At 64.6% G+C, this 18,993-nt stretch carries 17 protein-coding genes; 7 read left to right on the forward strand and 10 right to left on the reverse strand.

What is annotated here, in order from left to right:
* Positions 1–20 precede the first annotated feature (20 nt).
* Positions 21–2,858, forward strand: a complete 2,838-nt coding sequence (locus tag AB7535_RS24795; RefSeq protein WP_439037054.1) for an ATP-binding protein — start codon at positions 21–23, stop codon at positions 2,856–2,858.
* A 45-nt stretch (positions 2,859–2,903) separates the two neighbouring features.
* Here AB7535_RS24795 and AB7535_RS24800 read toward each other — a convergent pair whose 3' ends face one another.
* From AB7535_RS24800 to AB7535_RS24810, 3 genes are all read right to left on the reverse strand, one after another.
* On the reverse strand, positions 2,904–3,842 hold the full coding sequence (locus tag AB7535_RS24800; protein WP_085402468.1) for an aldo/keto reductase: 939 nt from the start codon (positions 3,840–3,842) through the stop codon (positions 2,904–2,906).
* Between the two features lie 82 nt (positions 3,843–3,924).
* Complete coding sequence (locus AB7535_RS24805) at positions 3,925–5,418, reverse strand: MDR family MFS transporter (RefSeq protein WP_085402467.1); 1,494 nt, start codon at positions 5,416–5,418, stop codon at positions 3,925–3,927.
* Positions 5,415–6,557: an HlyD family secretion protein gene (locus AB7535_RS24810; RefSeq protein ID WP_085402466.1), complete on the reverse strand. Its 1,143-nt coding sequence runs from the start codon at positions 6,555–6,557 to the stop codon at positions 5,415–5,417. The genes AB7535_RS24805 and AB7535_RS24810 overlap by 4 nt, the downstream gene beginning before the upstream one ends.
* A 139-nt stretch (positions 6,558–6,696) precedes the next feature.
* Here AB7535_RS24810 and AB7535_RS24815 point away from each other — a divergent pair, with 139 nt between their 5' ends.
* Positions 6,697–7,338 (forward strand): TetR/AcrR family transcriptional regulator, encoded by a 642-nt coding sequence (locus AB7535_RS24815; protein WP_085402465.1) that lies wholly within the window; start codon positions 6,697–6,699, stop codon positions 7,336–7,338.
* Between the two features lie 93 nt (positions 7,339–7,431).
* On the opposite strand, the gene msrA is transcribed toward AB7535_RS24815, so the two are convergent.
* The 7 genes from msrA to AB7535_RS24850 all read right to left on the reverse strand — a co-directional run bounded on the left by msrA (position 7,432) and on the right by AB7535_RS24850 (position 12,918).
* A complete protein-coding gene (gene msrA, locus AB7535_RS24820; RefSeq protein ID WP_085402489.1) occupies positions 7,432–7,947 on the reverse strand; it encodes a peptide-methionine (S)-S-oxide reductase MsrA in 516 nt (171 codons plus the stop codon).
* A 29-nt stretch (positions 7,948–7,976) separates the two neighbouring features.
* Entirely contained in the window at positions 7,977–8,462 is a 486-nt protein-coding gene (locus AB7535_RS24825; RefSeq protein WP_245344167.1) for a cupin domain-containing protein, read from the reverse strand.
* Positions 8,463–8,483: 21 nt separating this feature from the next.
* Positions 8,484–8,906, reverse strand: a complete 423-nt coding sequence (locus AB7535_RS24830) for an OsmC family protein (RefSeq protein ID WP_014493564.1) — start codon at positions 8,904–8,906, stop codon at positions 8,484–8,486.
* 121 nt (positions 8,907–9,027) lie between these two features.
* The gene (locus tag AB7535_RS24835; RefSeq protein ID WP_063981880.1) at positions 9,028–9,876 is read right to left on the reverse strand and encodes an enoyl-CoA hydratase/isomerase family protein; all 849 of its coding nucleotides are present in this window, start codon (positions 9,874–9,876) and stop codon (positions 9,028–9,030) included.
* A 65-nt stretch (positions 9,877–9,941) separates the two neighbouring features.
* On the reverse strand, positions 9,942–11,255 hold the full coding sequence (locus tag AB7535_RS24840; protein WP_085402464.1) for an epoxide hydrolase family protein: 1,314 nt from the start codon (positions 11,253–11,255) through the stop codon (positions 9,942–9,944).
* Positions 11,256–11,514: 259 nt separating this feature from the next.
* Positions 11,515–12,216: a VOC family protein gene (locus AB7535_RS24845; RefSeq protein ID WP_085402463.1), complete on the reverse strand. Its 702-nt coding sequence runs from the start codon at positions 12,214–12,216 to the stop codon at positions 11,515–11,517.
* A gap of 33 nt (positions 12,217–12,249) precedes the next feature.
* Positions 12,250–12,918, reverse strand: coding sequence for a sensor histidine kinase (locus tag AB7535_RS24850; RefSeq protein WP_085402462.1), 669 nt, complete (start codon positions 12,916–12,918; stop codon positions 12,250–12,252).
* A 326-nt stretch (positions 12,919–13,244) separates the two neighbouring features.
* On the opposite strand from AB7535_RS24850, the gene AB7535_RS24855 reads away from it, so the two are divergent.
* The 5 genes from AB7535_RS24855 (at position 13,245) to AB7535_RS24875 (ending at position 18,982) form a co-directional block, all read left to right on the forward strand.
* On the forward strand, positions 13,245–16,088 hold the full coding sequence (locus AB7535_RS24855; protein WP_085402461.1) for an ATP-binding protein: 2,844 nt from the start codon (positions 13,245–13,247) through the stop codon (positions 16,086–16,088).
* Between the two features lie 118 nt (positions 16,089–16,206).
* A complete protein-coding gene (locus AB7535_RS24860; RefSeq protein ID WP_085402460.1) occupies positions 16,207–16,914 on the forward strand; it encodes a hypothetical protein in 708 nt (235 codons plus the stop codon).
* Positions 16,915–17,111: 197 nt separating this feature from the next.
* Positions 17,112–17,810, forward strand: coding sequence for a type 1 glutamine amidotransferase domain-containing protein (locus AB7535_RS24865; RefSeq protein WP_085402459.1), 699 nt, complete (start codon positions 17,112–17,114; stop codon positions 17,808–17,810).
* Positions 17,811–17,840: 30 nt separating this feature from the next.
* Positions 17,841–18,002: a hypothetical protein gene (locus AB7535_RS24870; protein WP_161495871.1), complete on the forward strand. Its 162-nt coding sequence runs from the start codon at positions 17,841–17,843 to the stop codon at positions 18,000–18,002.
* A 23-nt stretch (positions 18,003–18,025) separates the two neighbouring features.
* Positions 18,026–18,982, forward strand: a complete 957-nt coding sequence (locus AB7535_RS24875; protein ID WP_085402458.1) for an alpha/beta fold hydrolase — start codon at positions 18,026–18,028, stop codon at positions 18,980–18,982.
* Positions 18,983–18,993: the final 11 nt, after the last annotated feature.

The following is an 18,993-nucleotide window of genomic DNA, read 5'->3' on the forward strand; positions in this document are numbered from 1 at the left end:
CGTTGCGGGGGCAATGGCGCGTGCCAGATCGTATCGAAGACTCGGCCATTTCTTTTGGGCCATTTCGACTATTTCCGAAGTCGCGGCTCTTGGAGAAGGAGGGCTCGCCACTTCACGTCGGCGGCCGCGCGCTCGATATTCTGATCTTCCTCGCCGAGCGCCCCGGCGAAGTCATCGACAAGAGAGAGCTGGTCAAGCGCATCTGGGCCGACGTCAATGTCGACGAGGGCAGCCTGCGCTTCCACGTCGCGGCACTGCGCAAGGCGCTGGGCGATACCGGGAAGTCGGCCCGTTATGTCGTCAATGTGCCCGGCCGCGGCTACTGCTTTGTCGCCTCGCTCGCTCACGCGGCCCCGCCGGCCGCTCAGCCCGCCGTGAACATCGCACCTCCCCGTTCCCTTCCCTCGCCGCTCTCGAAAATGGTCGGACGGGAGGAGATCGTCGAGAAGATATCGAACGGGCTTTCGCTGCATCGCTTCATGACGGTGGTCGGCCCCGGCGGCATCGGCAAGACCGCCGTCGCCGTCACCGTCGGGCATCGCAGATCGGCGGATTTCGGCGGGCGCGTATTCTTCGTCGACTTCGGTCCACTGAGGGATGCAAGCCACATCGCGACCACCATCGCCTCCGCACTGGGACTGACCATCAGCGCGGAGGATCCAACGCCGGCCCTGCTGACCTTCCTGAAGACCGGCCCAGCCCTGCTGATCTTCGACAGCTGCGAGCATGTGCTGGATGCGTTGGCCCCGCTCGTCGAGCGCATCGTTCGCGACGCACCGCAGCTTCGCGTTCTCGCAACCAGCCGCGAGTCGTTCCGGAGCGACGGCGAAAGGATTTTCCGCCTATTCCCGCTGGATTGCCCGCCGGAGCGCGAGGACCTGGGTGTCGCCGAGGTCCTCACTTACCCCGCGGCCCAGCTCTTCGTCGAGCGCATTGCGCAGAGCTCGGGTCCGTTCCAGCTCAGTGCGGAAGAAGCGCCGCTCGTCGCGAGCATTTGCCGGCGCCTCGACGGCATTGCGCTTGCGATCGAGCTCGCGGCCGGCCGTGTCAATGCGTACGGTATTGCCGGCACGGCGTCGCTGCTCGACAGCCGCTTCTCGTTGCAGTGGCGGGGTCGGCGCACCGCCGTGCCACGACACCAGACGCTCGCCGCGGCGCTCGACTGGAGCTACGATCTGCTACCTCCCGCCGAGAGTGCCACGCTGCGACGCCTGTCGGTCTTTGCCGGGGCCTTCGCGCCGGAGGCGGCTGCCGCGGTGGCCGCCGGCGACGGCCTCGGCGCGTCCGAAACGCTGGAGGCGATCGACAGCCTCGTCACCAAATCGCTGATCTCGCCATCCGGCTCGCGAACGCTGCGCTATCGCCTGCTCGACACCACACGCACCTATGCGCATGGAAAGCTGAACGAGCTCGGCGAGACCAGTCAGTTCGCGCGCCGTCATGCAGAGCATTTTCGCGACTTCTTCGAGCGCGCGGAGGCCGATACATCGACGCCGCTGCCGGAATGGCTGAGCATCTATGGCGCGGAGCTGGACAATGTGCGCACCGCATTGAACTGGGCCTTCGGGCCCGACGGTGACGCTGCACTCGGGATCGCGCTGACGGCGGCTGCCGTCACGCTGTGGGTCCGCCTGTCCCTGTTCGCCGAATGCCGCGAGCGCGCCAAGACGGCGCTCACCGCGCTCGGCGACAGCGGCGACGATCGCATTCGCATGCAACTCCTGTCGGCGCTCGGCTGGTCGCTGATGTACGGCGAGGGCCGCGCCCGCGAGGCGCGTCCGATCCTCGAGACGACCCTGGAGCTGGCTGACAGGCTCGACGACAAGGACTTCCGGCTGCGCGCGCTCTGGGGCTTGTGCATCGACCAGTTCAACAACGGACAGTTCGGCAAGGCCCGCGCGCTCGCCGACCGGTTTGCGAATGCAGCGGCGAACTCGTCGGACAGGACCGACCTCATGCTGGGCGACCGGCTGATGGCGGTGGCGCTGCATTATCTCGGCGATCAGAACGACGCACGGCTGCGCATCGAGCGCGTGAACGCGTCGCTGCACGTGCTGGCGGAGAAGCCGAAGATCTTCCCGCTCGACCTCAGAATATCGACGCAATATTTCCGGGCCCGCATCCTGTGGCTTCAGGGCCTCGCCGATCAGGCCCAGGCGCTCGCCGCCCGAAACATCGAGGAAGGTCGCGCCAACGGCCACGCGCTGACTTTCTGCAGCGTGCTGGGGCAAGCCGCCTGCCCGATCGCCTTCTGGTCCGGCGATTTCGAGGCCGCGGAGCGCCACGGCACCGAGCTGCTCGAACACACCGAGCGCCACGCCATCCGGCTGTGGGGCCTGTGGGCACGGGCCTTCAACGCGGCGGTCGTCGTAAGGCGTGGCGACGTCGCAACCGGCCTGCCACTGCTGCGCGAAGAGCTCAATCGCGCCGGCGATGCGCGTTTCCTGCCGCGCTTTCTTCCGCTGCTCGGCGAACTCGCCGCATGTTCCGGCGAGGCCCACCAGGTCGACCGTGGCCTCGACGTGATCGAGGACGTCCTGACCCGCTGCAACGACCGGCAGGAGCTGTGGTATCTGCCGGAACTGATCCGCATCAAGGGCGAATTGTTGCTCAAGAGCCCGCGGCATGCGGGGGGCGCCGAGGCGCGCTTTCGCGAGGCCATGGACATTGCCAACCAGCAGGGCGCGCGATTCTGGGAGCTGCGCGGTGCGATCAGCCTCGCGCGGTTCATGATCGGAGCCGGCCAGAATGCCGAGGCGCTGGCAATTCTCGAACATGCATGCGGGGCGTTCAGCGAGGGCGCCGGCATCGCCGATATCCGCAGCGCGCGCGATTTGATCGCGCAACTCCGGACTTGACGAGGCCGGCCGAAGGCCTTCGGTCTTCGTACCACACCGCTCGCTTCATCCTGCCCGCGGAATGAATCCGGGCACGCCGGTCTCTACCACTGTGTTGAAGCGGACATTCGTCGTGATGTGGTCCCGCATCTCCCGCATGGCGTCTTCAGGCAGCGTCGAAATATCGAAGTTTTCCTCGATCCTCCGAGGATTGGTCGAGGTCGTCAGGAAAGCCGTGCCGCGCTGGACGGCCCAGGCCAGGGCGACTTGAGCCGGCGTCTTGTGCAGGCGTTCCGCGATGGCGGTGATCACGGGGTCGGCGAGGAGGTTCGGCTTCATGGCGTGTCCCAGCGCGGCAAACGCCTGCAGCACAATTCCATGCTCCCGACAGAAGTCGAGCAGGTCCCATTCGGGCAGGTACGGATGCGATTCGACCTGCACCATGGCAGGCCTGATCCGCGCGACCTCGACGATCTCGCGCAGCTTCTCCAAGGTGATGTCCGACAGTCCGATCGACTTGCAGTGCCCCTCGTCGACGAGGCGCTCCAGTGCCCCCCATGTCTCCGCCAACGTCACGCCTGAATCATAGATGACATGGCCACTCGCGTCCCTCGGGTCCTGCTCGTCGCCGGGTTGAAAGGCGAAGGGGGTATGGATGATGTAGCAGTCGATCTCGTCGAGTTGCAGCCGCCGGCGACTGGCGTCGAAGGCGGGCCTGACCCGCTCCGGCCGATGATTGGTGTTCCATAGCTTCGTCGTAACGAATAGGTCCTGGCGCCGAAGCGTGCCCGCCTTGAACGCATCCTGCATCGCGTCGCCGACGGCCGCTTCATTGCGATAGCGCTCGGCGCAATCGAGATGTCGAAATCCGGCCTCCAATGCAGCCTTGGTGGCCTGCCGCGTCACGAGCGGATCGGGAATGAGTGTGCCAAATCCCACGGCCGGAATCGTCACGGACTCATGCGTGGGAATCCTCGTGTAACGAAGTGAATCGGAAGTCGTCATGGTGATACTCCTTGTTGACTGCTAGCCGCGCGATGCGGACGAAGCGATCGAGGTTGCGGACACATTTCACGACTCTCCGCCGTTAGCCGACGGGACGCGGCTTACGAAGAAAGAACACCAGCGGGATCACGACGAGCATGGCGAACATCAGGATCTCGAACTGATCGATGACCGCAACCGTGGCCGCCTGGCGCGTGACCATGCCGTTGAGGGCGGCGAGACCTGACTTCCCGATCGGGCCCGCAACATTCGCCGCGACACGATAAGGCGTGAGATGCTTGGCGAGCGCGATATGCACGGCCTGGGTGTTGGCATAGAAGAAGAGCTGGACCACCGCGATGCCGATGGTGCTGCCGTAAAGGCGCGACAGGTTGATCAGCGCACTGCCTTCGGGGCGAAGCTTCGGATCGAGCGTTCCGAACGCGGCCCTCACCAGCGCCGGCAACAACATGCCGAGACCAGCGCCCTGGAGGAAACCTGCTTCGACGACCGGCCGCCAGTCCATCGCCGGCGAATAGCCGAGCATCAGCCAGTTGGCATAGACCACCAGCGCCATGCCTCCCATGAGGAACGGACGGTAGTCGACCTGTCCCGGAACCAGGCTCGTCAGCACCAGCGCTCCCACCAGCGCCACGCCGCGTGGAATGCTCATGTAGCCGGTGGTGTCGACAGGGTAGTTGAGCAACTCCTCCAGCATCGGGGACGTCAACGCCAATGTCGGCAGCAGGACGAAGCCGAGCGCGAAGGAGATCACCGTCGAGAGGACGAGATTGCGATCCCTGAACAGGGCCGTGCGGAGAAAATGTTCCTTCTTCGTCAGAACGTGCACGATGAAGAGATAGAAGCCCAGGACCGAGGCGATCGCTTCGACCCAGATCTCCGTCGAGGCGAACCATTCGAGGCGCTCGCCGCGATCCAGCAGCATCTGCAGCCCGATCATGCCGGCGGAGAAGGTCGTCAGGCCGAAGATATCGAAGGGCTGGCTCCGCTCTGCCCGCTTCTCGCCCAGCAACAGGGCCATCGTCAGAGCGATGAAGGCCGTCATGGGCAGGCTGACATAGAAGATCGACGGCCAGCCGTAATATTCGCTGAGCCAGCCACCAAGAGCGGGACCGGTGCTGATGCCGAGCAGCGAGCAGACCGTCAATGCCAGGCCCATGCGCGCTTGCCGCGCCGCCGTCGTCGCCTCGAGCAGAATCGCCATTGAGAGCGGCGCAAGTGGTCCGCTCGCCGCGCCCTGGAGAATCCGCGCCAGCACGAACTGGATCGACGTCGTCGCCAGTGTGTCGAGGACAAGACCAAGCGTGAAGACGGCAAGGGCTGTCTGATAGACCGCCTTGCGGCCGTAGCGTCCCGCGAGCCATTGCGTGATCGACATGGTTACGGTGCTTGCAGCGATATACGAGGAGAACACCCAGCCGACCTCGTCATTGGCCATCGAGAGCGTGGCCTGGATGTGCGGCAGCGCGGCGTTCGGGATCGAAATGTTGACTGCCTGCATGTAGGTCGCCATCAGGGCGGCCGCCGAGATTGCATGATGACCGCCGGTCGCGGTCGATGGGAGGGTCGTACTCATTTGACCTCCGTCGCAAGCGCAGGCTGGAGCAGATGCAGCCAGTTGCGACGATGGCCGGTGTCGACCCGCGCCGTCACGCTGATGCCGGAGAACAGTGGCCGGGTCGAATCGGGATCGTCGAGTTCGAGGCGCACCGGCAGCCGCTGCACGACCTTGACCCAGTTCCCGGTCGCATTCTCCGGTGGCAGGATCGAGAAGTCCGACCCGGTGCCGGGGCTCATGCTGACGATATGCGCCTTGAATTTTCGATCCGGATAGGCGTCGACATCGATCGTCGCTTCCTGGCCCGGCCGCATATGGGTCAGGCCCGTCTCACGAAAATTCGCCTCGATCCAGACGTCCCGGCTCGACATCAGTGAGAACGTGGGCGCGCCCGCATTGACGAAGCCACCGATCTGCAGATCGTCGACCTTGGTCACGATACCGTCGTCGGGTGCCCTCACCGTGGCGTAGGAGAGATCGAGCCGCGCGCGATCGAGCTGCGCCCTGGCCGCGCGGACCGTCGGGTGGCGGTCGGCATCGATGTCGGGGTCGCCGTTGAGCGCGACGACCGTATTGGCGATCTGCTGTTCGATCGACGCCATCCGATGGCGCGCGACCTTGAGATCGGTCTCGGCCCGCTCGTAGACCGCGCGCGGCGTGAAGTCGGAGGCGACCAGCATCTTCTTGCGGTCGAACTCGTGCTCGTCGAACGAAGCCGAGTCCTTCGCCGATTGCAACTCCGCCTGCTGCTGGCGGTAGGTCGCCTTGAGGGAGTCGATCTGGAGCCGCGCGCTGCCGAGCCGGGCCTCGGCTTGATCGGCGGCGATCTGGTAGGGCTCCGGGTCAATTCGAAACAGAACCTGGCCCTGCCGGACACGCTCATTGTCGCGCACGGCGATCTCGACCGCCTGGCCGGACACCCGCGCGTTGATGGTGACTTTCGCCGCGCGCACGAATGCATCGTCGGTCGAGACATATTGTTCCTGCGCCAGATACATGAAGGCGCCGAACACGGCAGCCGCGGCGGGCACCACGAGCATCAGGGGCCGGCGCAGCCGCCTGGCAAGATCCGCTCCGAACAACGGCGCAGCAGCCTCGCTCCCGCGGAAGCTGCGATCGCCCAGCCAGCCGGCGATTGGCGCAAAGTTCAAACCCATCGTCCTCGTCCTTATCTCATTTACTAACGTTCGTTACAAATATTGTACCCCGATGCGGCGATCAAGCCGTGCGGCCATTGATTTTTATAACGATCCATACAAATATACGTGTGGAACATGGCAACCAGGTTCGGACGACATGGCACGGAAAAAGAGCGAGACGGGACCGGCGCGCCGGGGACGGCCACCCGCCTACGACACCGAGACGGCCCTCAAGCGGGCCACGGAAACGTTCTGGAGGACGGGCTATTCCGGCACGTCCCTGGACAAGGTCGCGGCCGCGACCGGCATGAGTCCACCGAGCCTCTACGCGGTGTTCGGCAACAAGCACGCGCTCTATCTCGAGGCGTTGGCGCGCTATTGGGAGATCAGCCTCGCGGCAACGCGCGAGGCTCTCGCAGGGGACCATCCCTTGGACGAAGCGCTGATGCTGGCCTATGACGCGGCGCTGTCGATCTACTTTTCCGGCAAGGGATCAGCGCGTGGCTGCTTCGTGGTCGGTACCGCGGTGACCGAAGTCGCCGAGGATGCGGCGATCCGGAGCAGCGTTGCGACGGGGCTGCGCGCAATCGATGCCGATTTCGAGGCCCGCTTCCGCCTGGCCCAAGACAAGGGCGAGCTGGATCGCGAGGCCGATCCGGCTGCACTCGCGATCCTTGCCGCCGCCACGATGCAGACCATCGCCATCCGCGCTCGCTCCGGCGCACGCCGCGCCGAGTTGAGGGAGATTGCCCGCAAGGCGGTGACTGTGATCTGCCGACGCCGGTCGGAGGCGCATTGAGCCGCGAGGAATTCTCGTGATCGTACGATGAGGGGAGTTCGCACATTTGCACTCCTCGTCAAAGGCCCTCGGCGGCCTTACGCGACAATCCGCTTAGCCTCCCACGGCGGCCGCACGCCGCGGCAGCTTCCAATCGGGCCGGATGAAGTGGCAGGTGTAGCCATCGGGATAGCGCTCGAGATAATCCTGATGCTCCGGCTCGGCTTCCCAGAACTCCGCTGCGGGCGCAACCTCGGTCACCACCTTGCCGGGCCAGAGGCCTGACGCCTCGACATCGGCGATCGTGTCTTCGGCGACTCTCTTCTGCTCGTCACTGGTATAGAAAATTGCCGAGCGGTAGCTCGTGCCCAGATCATTGCCCTGGCGGTTGAGCGTGGTGGGATCATGGATCTGGAAGAAGAACTCCAGCATGGTCCGGAAGCTCGTATTGGCGGGATTGAAGATGATCTCGATCGCCTCGGCGTGGCCCTCGTGATTGCGATAGGTGGCGTTCTTCACATGCCCGCCGGTGTAACCGACACGGGTGGAGATCACCCCCGGTTGCCTGCGGACCAGATCCTGCATGCCCCAGAAACAGCCTCCGGCCAAAACTGCGCGCTCTGTCGTCATCTGATGCTCCATTGATTTCGTCGAGATAGTCAGCGCTTGTCCGCTGCCGGATGCAAGCGCGGGTCATCGTGGTCATCGTGATATTCGAGGCCTAGCGGCCCGATGGCGGAGACCTGTGTGACGTATTCCCCTGACTTCGCCCAGTGAAAATGCCAGGTCTCGCCGGGCAGCACGATGACGCTGCCCGGCGGATAGGCTTTCACCTGGTCGCCATCAAAACGCTCGCCGAGGCCGATGTAGAACACACCCGACATGACCGTGTAGATGCGATCTTCCGGATGCTTGTGCGGCATCAGTTTCGTGCCCCCGGGCACCTTCACCCGGACCACGTAAGGTCCGGGTTCGCTGGGATGGCCGACCATCACCGCCAGCCGCGCGCCCGGCGGGAACGCAGGGAACGGTTGCCATGCGATGTCCTCGGGCAAGATCGCCCGGAACCTGTCTTCATCCGGCTGATGCTGGCGAGGCAGATCTTGACGAGGCGGATCTTGGCGAGACAGATCTTGGCGAGGCATGGCACCGCTCCCTGTGTTGGATCAGGTCAATTTGGCGTCGAGCGTGATCGCGGCGTTGAGCACCTTCGACACCGGACAGTTCTTCTCGGCCTCGCCGGCGATCTTGGCGAAACCTGCATCGTCAAGGTTCGGCACCTTGGCGCGAAGCGTCAGTGCCGACTTGCTGATCTTGAAGCCCTTGCCTTCCGGCTCGAGCGTGATGGCGGCTTCCGTCGACAGCTCGTCCGGCGTGAAGCCGGCGAGCTGAAGGCCGAAGGCCAGTGCCATGGTAAAGCAACCGGCATGGGCCGCGGCGATCAACTCCTCGGGATTGGTGCCCTTCTCGTTCTCGAAGCGGGTCTTGAACGAATAGGGCGTCCCGGCGAGCACGCCGGATTCGCTCGACAGATGGCCGGTGCCGTCGCGACCGGTGCCCTTCCAGACTGCTGTTGCCTTGCGGATCATCTCAATTCTCCTTGCTGGTTTTCAGGTTGGTTTTTAGCACCGGCGCTCGGTAGCGGAGGAAAGCGACATTGGCACGACCGCCTGTCACTCCTCCAACCGGCCGAAAGCCACAGCGGTTCCGTTAGCCGCTGATTTGACCCACATGGAAGCCCAGCCGGTTCTCGACGTCGCCGGCGCGGTGGAAGCCGCGCGCCATCAGCGCCTTCATGCGGGTCTGGCTGGCAGGACGGCCGAGCGCGGCCAGGAACGCGTCCCACTCCGGCTTGATCTCGTCATCCGGCGGCAGGCTCGCAACATCGACGAGACGCTTGGTCTCGGCGATAGCCTCCTTGTCGAACGACGCAATGCGCATGGCGAGCGCCTCGACGAAGCCGTCGAGCTCCGCATCCGGCAGCGAACGGTTCACGTAGCCGTAACGCTCGGCGAGATCGCCGTGGATGTCATCGGCACCGAGCAACACTTCGAGCGCGCGGCCTCGGCCCATCAGCCGCGGCAACCGGGCCATCGGTCCGCCGCCGGGCACGAGTCCCGCGCCGACCTCCCATTGCGACAGGATCGCCTTCTCGCGGCTGGCAAAGCGCATGTCGCTCGCCAGCGCGAGCTCGCTGCCGACCCCGGTCGCACGGCCCCGGATCGAGGCAATGGAGACGACCGGCGCGCGGCTGAGGCGCACCAGCATGTCGGGCAGCGCCTGCAGGCCGGTCGGCCCGGGTGGAACGCGAAGCGAGTCCTCAAGCGGCGCCAGGAAGTCGTAATGCGTGATGAAGAAGCCTTCGACGGCGCTGTCGAATACGACGACCTTCACGTCCGGATCGGTCTCAATCGCGGTGATGATGTCGTTGAGCAGCGGAAGGTGCTTTGGACCGAAGATGTTCACCGGCGGCATGTCGAAGGTGACACGCCAGTATGTCGGCAGGCGGCGCTCCAGGCGAATGTCCTCGGTGGTGAAGATCTGTACGGGGCGGTTCATTGTTGGCACTCCTGACATGTGTGTTCGAAAATGGAACGCACGGCAGCGCGCGTCCCCTGCTCGGTTCAGATCGACTGGCGCAGCGGGCGGAACGCGGTGCGCATTTCCGCAGAGAACAGCGCGGGCTGCTCCCAGGCCGCGAAGTGGCCGCCCTTGTCGAGGCGGTTGTAGTGCATCAGCTTCGGATAGGCCTTCTCGGCCCAGCTGCGCGGCGCGGCATAGATCTCGTCAGGGAACACGCTGACGGCGACCGGTATCTTGATGTGCTTGGGCGCGAAGAACACCAGCTTGTTCTCCCAGTAGAGCCGCGCCGACGAGACCGCGGTGTTGGTGAGCCAGTAGAGCGTGATGTTGTCGATCACGTCGTCCCGCGACAGGCCTTCGGTCTTGCCGTCGAACACCCGCGCGATCATCGCAGCACTACGTTCGTCGTGATCGAGCATCCAGGATGCAAGACCGGCCGGCGAGTCGACGAGGCCATAGAGCGTCTGCGGCCGATTCGACATCTCGATGGCGTAGCCGAGGCCGTGCTTGTAGAAATCGTCGAGCTGGTCGTAGGCAATGCGCTCGTCGGCCGAGAGGTTTGACGGCCGCGTCCCGCCGGGCTGAAGCGCCTTGGCGATGTCGTCGGGAACGGTGGCGGGCATGTTGGTGTGAATGCCGAGCAGCTCCGGCGGTGCGATCACCGCCATCTGCTCGGTGACGGCATTGCCCCAATCGCCGCCCTGCGCCACGTAGCGGTTGTAGCCGAGGCGCTCCATCAGCACGATCCAGACGCGCGCAATGCGCTGGGGATCCCAGCCGAGCTCCGTCGGCTTGCCGGAGAAGCCGTGGCCGGGAAGCGAGGGGATCACCAGGTCGAATGCATCCGCGGCCTTCGCGCCATGCGCGGTGGGATCGGTGAGCGGGCCGACGATCTTCATCTGCTCGATGATCGAGCCGGGCCAGCCATGCGTGACGACCATCGGCAGCGCATTCTCGTGGCGGGAGCGGATGTGAATGAAGTGGATGTCGACGCCGTCGATCTCGGTGACGAATTGCGGCAAGGCATTCAGCCGCGCCTCCATCTTGCGCCAGTCGTAATCGTTCTGCCAGTACCGCACGAGCTGCTGGAGCGTCGTAAGCTGCACGCCCTGCGATTGGTCGGCGACAATCTCGCGATCGGGCCAGCGTGTCGCTGCGAGGCGGCGGCGGAGGTCAAGCAGATCTTCTTCGGGCACGCTGACGCGGAATGGGCGGATCGTGCCGCGTGCAGCGGCCTTCGCCGGACGCAGCGGCAGCAGGCTCGCCACGCTGGCGGCGACCGCGGTCATTGCGGCCTGGCTCAGCAATTGACGGCGGTCGGGATTGAGAATGTCAGCTCGTGCTCGCGTTGTCATGGCAGATCTCCCTTGCTTTGGTCGGTGACGCCAACCGAATTCGAAATCGACGCGTCGGTTCGTCGTGAGGAGAGATTGGCGCAGGTCCTGGCAATTAGCTCGTTATCGGTTGTTAGGCCGCGTTAGCCGTTGCGAGTCCGGGGGATGCAGGAAAGCGAGCGACGATGACGATACGCGCGATGCAGAAGCAACTCGGCGCGCGACGAGTTCAATCGGCGCGCGCCCTGTCTGTGAATTCAGGCGATGTGTTCATTACAACTCAGGAGGGCAGCGGTTGACCGGCCTGCTCGCGGACGATGTAGTCGGCGTACCAATCCGCCCAGTTCTCGTCGTGTCCGCCGATGCGCTTCTCGTGCTCACCATGCGCGACAGCGGCACGTCGCAGGGTTGCGGCCAGATCGGCCGTTGAGGCAAACGTCGTGCCGTCACCCGCGATGCGTCCAGGCAGTCGCGTCGTGACCTCCTGGAACAACCAGCCATTACCGTCGGGATCACTGAACGAGGCAAACGAGCTGTAGCTGCCGCGCTTCGGGTCAGCACCGCTGACCCGGACGCTGCCGAACAGATACGGCTCGTCCGGACCGGCGTGAACGTCGCCCGCACCATGGAATGGTGCGCTCACCGCGATGCCACGGTCGAGCAGATCCTGTCGCGCCGCCGCCAGATCGGAGACGATCAGGTACAGCCCGCGCGCCGAACCCGGCGCTGCCGGTGTGACGTTCTTGCCGAAGATCACAGAACAGGCCGAACCCGGCGGCGTGAACTGGATCACGCGCCATTGGTCACCTGAGGCAAAATCGGCGTCCAGTCGCCAGCCGAGGCGCGTGTAGAACGCCTTGGCGCGGTCGACATCCGACACGGGGATAACGACGATCTCGAGCTTCAGATCAACGCCACGCGATGTCGAAGACGTGTTCGGAGACCTCGCCGCGGCGTCGGGGTCGATTTCGGTGGTGGCCATGTCGAACTCCCTGAGTTGAAATTGAAGCGAGCTTCAAGCGGCAGTGGGCATCACGATCGTCACGCGTGTGCCGCCCTGGCCCGCCTCGCCCTGCAACCGCGCGTCGATACTGCGTGCGAGCCCTTCAAGGATGCGGCTGCCGGTGCCCTGAAGCGGACCGGTCGCGCCGATGCCGTTGTCAGCCACCGTGCAGAGCCAGGCGCCGTCGCGGTTGGCCATTTCGATCCGGATCAGCGCATCGTTCCTGTTCGGGAAGGCATGTTTGGCGGCATTCGTGACCAGCTCCGTCAGCATCAACGCCAGCCGATGACACTGCGATGCCGGCAGCGCCCCGCTCTCGATCGCGGCCTCGCAGCGGATGCTGGCCGGTTCCAGCACTGCCTCGGAGAGCGCCTCACACAGGTTTTCGAAGAAGGTCTCGACGGAGACGGCGGACAGACTGTCGATGTCGGACAAGAGCTGATAGAGCCTGCCGAACGCGACGATGCGCTGCTCGAACCGGTCCACCGCGCCCGACATGTCCCTGGTGCCCGGCCGCGAGAAGTCGCGGCGGACTGACGCACCCAGCAGCGTCAGCGTGTTCTTCATCCGATGGTGGGATTCCCGCAGCACGAGTTCCCAATCACGCGACTGATCATCAAGGCTGGCAATGTGCTGAGATCGAACGAAATGGTCGCTCGTCTCCAAGCCGATAGCGGACATGATAGCCTCCCCGTTGGATCTAGGACCTAATTCGAAGCGTATACTGGATGCACCGCGCGCGTTTTGCTCGTTAGACGTTGCAAGATTTTGTTATGATCGGCGGCACAAGTTGGCGGCCAGACCGTCCTCTCGACGGTCAAGCACGCTGACGGGTCGTCCCGATCGCTTCCCAAGCCGCTCGCGTTTAAGCGAAATTTGTCACGCATCATCCCGGTGCGGCCGAATGACTTGCCGCGCGATTTCGCCACTTTCGACCAGTTTACTCATAACCTCGTTCTGCTAGATCAGGATGCGGACAACAGCCCCTTCACTGGATTCATTGGCGCGTGGTGGACACTAACGACCAGGATGCGGCGATTTCCTTCGGGCCATTCCGGCTGTACGCAAGGTCGCGCCTGCTCGAGAAGGACGGCGCTCCGCTTCACCTCGGCGGCCGCGCACTCGACATCCTCATTTTTCTCGTCGAGCGCGCCGGCGAGGTCATCGACAAGCGTGAGTTGATCAAGCGCGTCTGGGCCGACGTGACGGTCGACGAGGGCAGCCTGCGCTTCCACATCACGACGCTGCGCAAGGCCTTGGGGGATGCCGGCGAAGGCTCCCGCTATGTCGTCAACGTGCCCGGCCGTGGCTATTGCTTCGCGGGCCCGCTGGTCCGGTCCGAATCGCCGGAGAAGCGGACAGGCCCGGCCGTCCCGTCGCCTCACATACTCCCGCCGCCGCTTGCCAGGATGATCGGACGAGACGACGCGGTCGAGCGGATTTCCACCGAGCTTGCGCAGCATCGCTTTGTTACAATTGTCGGCCCTGGCGGGATTGGCAAGACTTCCGTCGCGCTCGCCGTCGCGCATCGCGAGCTCCAGGCCTTCGACGGTCAGGTCAACTTCGTTGATTTCGGCGCGCTGACGGATGCCAGGCTCGTTCCAAGCACCATCGCCGCCACGCTCGGCCTGACCGTCAATTCCGAGGACCCGATGCCGGGCCTGCTGACGGTGCTGCGCAACCGCCGGATGCTGCTGATCTTCGACAGCTGTGAGCACATCATCGACGAGCTCGCGCCGCTGGCCGAGCACATCGTCCAGGAGGCGCCCGATCTGCACATTCTCGCCACCAGCCGCGAATCCTTTCGCACCGAAGGCGAACGCGTCCACCGGTTGTTCCCGCTGGACTGCCCGCCCCAGCGCGACGGGCTCGGCATCGCCGACATCCTTGCCTATCCCGCAAGCCAGCTCTTCGTAGAACGCATTGCCGAGAGCCTGGGCGAATTCGAACTGAGCGAGGAGGATGCACCGCTTGTCGCCGAGATCTGCCGGCGACTGGACGGCATCGCGCTCGCGATCGAGCTCGCCGCCGGACGCGTGAACGCCTATGGCATTGCCGGGACCGCCTCGCTGCTCGACAGCCGCTTCTCGCTGCTGTGGCGGGGACGCCGCACCGCGATCCCGCGGCACCAGACCCTGAGCGCCGCGCTCGCCTGGAGCTATGATCTGTTGCCGGCAGCCGAAAGCGCGACGCTGCGCGGTTTGTCGGTGTTCGTCGGGCCATTCACGATGGAGGCCGCGCTCGCCGTTGCGTTCAGCCAGGGCATCAGCGAGCCCGAGGCGGTCGAGGCGATCTCGAACCTGCTCTCCAAATCGCTGATCGCAACCTCACCCGCGGAGCGGCGGCTGCGCTATCGCCTGCTCGACACCACCCGCGCCTTCGTCGGCGCGAAGCTCGTCGAGAACGGCGAAGCGCCCCGTGTCGCGCGCGCTCACGCCGAATATTTCCGCGACTTCCTGCGCGACATCGCGCTCAAATCCACGGGCATGCAGACCGCGGGCGGCTTCCTTCCCTATGCCGACCATTTGCCCAATGTCAGGGCCGCGCTGACCTGGAGCTTTTCGGATAGCGCCAACCGAACGATCGGCGTGGATCTGGCGGCTTCGGCGGCCCAGTTTTTCCTCGAACTGACATTGCTGACGGAGTGCTATCGCTGGACGACGCAGGCGCTTGTCTCTCTCGATACGAATTCGATCGACCGCCGCCAGGAGATGACGTTGCAGGCCGCGCTCGGCGTCTCCGTGATGTTCACGCAGGGCAATACCGAGGCGGTCCGGTCGGCGTTCACACGCAGTCTTCAGCTTGCGCGGGATCTCGAGGATCTGCACTGGCAGCTCTGGCTGCTGCGCGGATTGCACATCTACCTGACCAGGGTCGGGGATTTTCACGGCGCGCTCGGCACCGGCGAGCAGGGCGAGAGCGTTGCGCGCAAGCTGAATGATCCGGCCGCCGCGCTGAACGTGGAATGGATGCTGGGCGTCGCGCACCATCTGATCGGCAATCAGGACAAGGCCGTGCCGTTCTGCGAGAGCGCGATGGTGCACAATCCCGGCTCGCAGCGGCTGAACATGGGGCATCTCGGTTATGACGACCGCATCGTCGCGCTGGTCGCGCTGGCGCGCGGGCTCTGGCTCACCGGCCGGCCCGATCGCGCGATCGAGGCGGCGAGATACACCGTTCGCGAGGCCGAACTGCTCGAACAACCGCTCACCCTCGGCATCTCCCTGATCTGGACGATCTACGTGTTCCTCTGGGTCGGCGACTGGGCCAATGCCGAAATCCTGATCGAGCGGCTGATCGACCATTCGGCGCGGCACTTCCTTGGTCCCTATCACGCCGTCGGCATCGGCCAGAAGGGCGAGCTCATGCTTCGCCGCGGCGACATCGCCGGCGGGATCGAGCATCTTCGCCGCAGCCAGGCCACGCTGTACGCGACGCGACACCGGATCATGACGACGGTGTTTGCGACGGCCCTGGCGGAGGGCCTCGTGGCGGAGAACCAGCCGGACGAGGCCCTGCGCACGATCAATGATGCCATTGCGCAGATTCCAGATCATGGCGAATCCTTCGACATGCCGGAAATGCTCCGGGTCAAGGGCGACATCCTTGTCCGGTCGGGAAACACCGCGGAGGCCGAGCGCTGCTTCCGGAAATCGCTCGATCTGTCGCGCCGGCAGTGCGCGCTCGGCTGGGAGCTGCGGGGGGCGATCAGCCTCGGCCGGGTCTGGCGCCAGGCCGGACAAGCGGGCAAAGCACGCGCTCTGCTCGCCCCGCTCGTCGCGCGATACCAGGAAGGCCTCCAGACCCGCGATCTCCTGGCCGCCAGGGAGCTCCTGAGCGCGCTGAATTGACAGTATCTTCAACGGGATACCGTCCAAGCACCTGCTCGCAAGTCCTAACAACTTCTAACACGCCAAGCCGCATCCGCCCCGCCATGGTGGTGGCGCTTCACGGTGGATATGACGGGATATGGCGCTTCTTGACGATGTAATTGATGCCAGCGGCGGTATGGCCCGCTGGAATAGCTTGAATCGCTTCACGCTCCACCTTTCCGTCGCCGGCTCGTTGTTCTCCAGCGCCGGACATGCCAGCGAATTCAAGGACGTGACGGCGGAGGGCTCGACCCGCGCCCAGTCGGTCCGCTTCACCGGCATCACCGGGGGTGAACACTCCGGCTGCTTTCAGCCCGACGCGATCACGATCGAGAGCCTCGAGGGTGAGGTCCTGCGCACCTGGGATAACCCGAGCCCTGCATTTCCCAAGACCGGCTCTCCTGCGCTCGCGGACGAACTGCACCTCGTCTTCTTCTGCGGCGTTGCGATCTGGAATTATCTGACCAACCCATTTCTGCTCGCCCATCCCGACGTCGTCACGGAGGAGCTTCCGCCGTGGCGCGAAAACGCTGACACGTGGCGGCGGCTGCGCGCGCAGTTCCCGCCGAACCTGATCACGCTCGCGCCCGAGCAGATCTTCTACTTCGACGAGAACGCCCTGCAACGGCGGACGGATCACGATCTGTTCGGAAACAAGGTCGCACATTATTCCTGGGCCCATGACAGCTTCGGCGGCATCGTCGTGCCGACATTGCGGCGTGTGCAGACGCTGCGGCCTGATGGAAGCGTGATCGCCAGGCCCGTGCTGATGGACGTCGAGATCTTCGACGCCGTGTTCGAGTAGCGGTGGCGACGCGCGAGAGCTGGAACCGTTCACTGCTCTCAACGCCTAACAATACATAACGAGCTAACACGCGGCCTTGGGTGCAACATTGGGCTCACGAGCAACGAACAAGTGTCGTGCTCGAACGAGACCGAGGCCGGCGCACCTCCACCACGAGGGAATGCGTCATTGCAGCGAACGCACTCAAGGAGATCGTCATGAAGGTTCTTATGGTTATCACCTCCCACGACCAGCTCGGCAACACTGGACGCAAGACCGGGTTCTGGCTCGAGGAGCTCGCCGCCCCCTACTACGTGTTCAAGGATTCCGGCGCGGAGATCACGCTGGCTTCGCCCAAGGGCGGCCGGCCGCCACTCGATCCCAAGAGCAACGAGCCCGAGTTCCGCACTGACCTGACGCTGCGCTTCGAGGCGGACGCTGCCGCTGAAGCCCAGCTCGACAAGACGGTGCGCCTCGACAGCGTCAAGCAGGAAGACTTCGACACGCTGTTCTATCCCGGCGGTCACGGCCCGATGTGGGACCTCGCCGAAGACAAGGACTCGGTCAAGTTGATCGAATCCTTCCTCGCCGCGGGCAAGACCATCGCGGTGGTGTGTCACTCGACCGGTGCGCTGCGCCACGTCAAGACGCCCGATGGCAAGCCTTTGGTCGAGGGCAAGGAGGTGACCGGCTTCACCAACGGCGAGGAAGAGGACGTGGGCCTGACCCATGTCGTACCGTTCCTCGTCGAGGACGAGATGTTGAAGCTCGGCGCGGTCTTCTCGAAAACGGCGAACTGGGGCGTACACGTCGTCAGCGCGGGCCAGCTCATCACGGGACAGAATCCGCACTCCTCCGGCCCGGCCGCGCAGACGCTGCTCGCCGCCCTCGCCAAGAAGGCGAAGTCGGCCGCGTAAGTCAGACTCGCATCGGAGCGGTGCGCATCAATGAGCACCGCTCCGGCACTGACCGGACACATCGAGGACGATGACGAAAGCTTTACGCCGGAGCTTACGAATGTGATCCGGCGAGCGGAAGCTGCCGCGCACAACAGTGATCACGGTGGCAGCGTGCCGCTCAATCCCGTCAGAGCGGTTGCCGGCGCATGACGCGCCCACATCGGAGCGATGACATGAAAATTCCAGCCACCCTCGCCCTCGCAGCCGCCCTCGCCTGCACCACCGTGCAGGCCTCGGCACAGGATCTGCGGTCGAGTCGACGCTCGATCAGCTATCACACCATCGATATCGGGGGTCTCAATATCTTCTACCGCGAGGCCGGGCCCGCCGACGCGCCGACCGTGCTGCTGCTCCATGGTTTCCCATCCTCGTCGCGGATGTGGGAGCCTCTGCTGCCGCTGCTCGCGGACAAATATCACCTGATCGCGCCTGATTATCCCGGCTTCGGCAACAGCAGCGCGCCGCCGCCGTCCGACTTCACCTACACTTTTGACAACATCGCCGGCGTGATGGGCGAGCTGACGAACAAGCTCGGCCTGACCAACTACGTGCTGTTCATGCAGGACTATGGCGGCCCGGTCGGCTTCCGCATGGCGCTGGCGCATCCCGAGCGCGTTCGCGCCATCATGATCCAGAATGCCGTTTCGCATGAGCAAGGCTTGAGCCCGCTCTGGGAAGCGCGTCGCAGATACTGGGCTGATCCGGCGCATGAGCTTGAGGCGCTCAAGGCCAACTTCACATCCTTGGCCGCGACGCGCCAGCGGCACCTCGGGTCCAGCCCGCACCCCGAACGCTACGACCCTGACACCTGGACCGACGAATACGCGTTCCTGACGCGTCCCGGCGAGGCCGAGATCCAGACTACGCTGTTCCTGGATTACCGGACCAACGTCGCCTCCTATCCGAAGTGGCAGGAGTGGCTGCGCAAGGCGCGGCCGCCGACGCTGGTGGTCTGGGGCAAGTACGATCCGTCCTTCGCCGTCGCCGGCGCTTCGGCCTATCGCGACGATGTGCCGGATGCGGAGGTACACATCCTCGAAGCCGGCCATTTCGCGCTCGACGAGGCGACCGACGAGATCGCCACGCTGGTTCGCGACTTCCTTGCGCGTCTGGACGGGCACAAGGGCTGACGGCGACTTGC

The organism is Bradyrhizobium sp. 956_D2_N1_4 (genome assembly GCF_052076025.1).
Classification (GTDB): Bacteria; Pseudomonadota; Alphaproteobacteria; order Rhizobiales; family Xanthobacteraceae; genus Bradyrhizobium; species Bradyrhizobium barranii.

Excerpts from the sequence above, each read along its gene's own strand:
- AB7535_RS24800 (WP_085402468.1), bottom strand. The coding sequence starts at position 3,842 with ATGACGACTTCCGATTCACTTCGTTACACGAGGATTCCCACGCATGAG.
- AB7535_RS24805 (WP_085402467.1), bottom strand. The coding sequence starts at position 5,418 with ATGAGTACGACCCTCCCATCGACCGCGACCGGCGGTCATCATGCAATC.
- AB7535_RS24810 (WP_085402466.1), bottom strand. The coding sequence starts at position 6,557 with ATGGGTTTGAACTTTGCGCCAATCGCCGGCTGGCTGGGCGATCGCAGC.
- AB7535_RS24815 (WP_085402465.1), top strand. The coding sequence starts at position 6,697 with ATGGCACGGAAAAAGAGCGAGACGGGACCGGCGCGCCGGGGACGGCCA.
- msrA (WP_085402489.1), bottom strand. The coding sequence starts at position 7,947 with ATGACGACAGAGCGCGCAGTTTTGGCCGGAGGCTGTTTCTGGGGCATG.
- AB7535_RS24825 (WP_245344167.1), bottom strand. The coding sequence starts at position 8,462 with ATGCCTCGCCAAGATCTGTCTCGCCAAGATCCGCCTCGTCAAGATCTG.
- AB7535_RS24830 (WP_014493564.1), bottom strand. The coding sequence starts at position 8,906 with ATGATCCGCAAGGCAACAGCAGTCTGGAAGGGCACCGGTCGCGACGGC.
- AB7535_RS24835 (WP_063981880.1), bottom strand. The coding sequence starts at position 9,876 with ATGAACCGCCCCGTACAGATCTTCACCACCGAGGACATTCGCCTGGAG.
- AB7535_RS24840 (WP_085402464.1), bottom strand. The coding sequence starts at position 11,255 with ATGACAACGCGAGCACGAGCTGACATTCTCAATCCCGACCGCCGTCAA.
- AB7535_RS24845 (WP_085402463.1), bottom strand. The coding sequence starts at position 12,216 with ATGGCCACCACCGAAATCGACCCCGACGCCGCGGCGAGGTCTCCGAAC.
- AB7535_RS24850 (WP_085402462.1), bottom strand. The coding sequence starts at position 12,918 with ATGTCCGCTATCGGCTTGGAGACGAGCGACCATTTCGTTCGATCTCAG.
- AB7535_RS24860 (WP_085402460.1), top strand. The coding sequence starts at position 16,207 with ATGGCGCTTCTTGACGATGTAATTGATGCCAGCGGCGGTATGGCCCGC.
- AB7535_RS24865 (WP_085402459.1), top strand. The coding sequence starts at position 17,112 with ATGAAGGTTCTTATGGTTATCACCTCCCACGACCAGCTCGGCAACACT.
- AB7535_RS24870 (WP_161495871.1), top strand. The coding sequence starts at position 17,841 with ATGAGCACCGCTCCGGCACTGACCGGACACATCGAGGACGATGACGAA.
- AB7535_RS24875 (WP_085402458.1), top strand. The coding sequence starts at position 18,026 with ATGAAAATTCCAGCCACCCTCGCCCTCGCAGCCGCCCTCGCCTGCACC.